The 393-nt window shown below is 52.7% G+C and carries 1 pseudogene; it reads left to right on the top strand.

Going from position 1 to position 393, the window contains the following annotated elements:
* Positions 1 to 393, top strand: a pseudogene (locus ACTQ53_RS17665) (GntR family transcriptional regulator); the annotation flags it as partial.

Below are 393 nucleotides of genomic sequence, written 5' to 3'. Positions count from 1 at the left end.
CTCAACGAAGACCATCCTCACTACAAGCATGGTGATGAGGTGGATCTCCTCATCTGGCAGAAGACCGACCTCGGCTTCAAGGTTATCATCGACAACCAGTATCCGGGTCTCCTCTATCAGGACCAGATTTTCCAGTACATCCACACGGGTGACAAGATGAAGGGATACATCGGAAGAGTTCGCCCTGACGGAAAGATAGATGTCACCCTGCAGAAGACCGGTATCCAGCAGACAGCCGATTTCGTCGAAACCCTCTACCAGTATCTTCTGGACAACGACGGTGAGTGCAACCTTGGCGACAAGAGCGAGGCCGACGACATCTACGAGCGTTTCCACGTGAGCAAGAAGGTTTACAAGCGTGCCATTGGCGACCTCTACAAGAAGCGCCTCATC

The organism is Prevotella sp. Sow4_E9_plate, from assembly GCF_052116205.1.
In the GTDB taxonomy this organism is placed as follows: domain Bacteria; phylum Bacteroidota; class Bacteroidia; order Bacteroidales; family Bacteroidaceae; genus Prevotella.
Note: the sequence above shows the minus strand (reverse complement) of the source record. Positions and strands in the feature narration are given on the sequence as shown.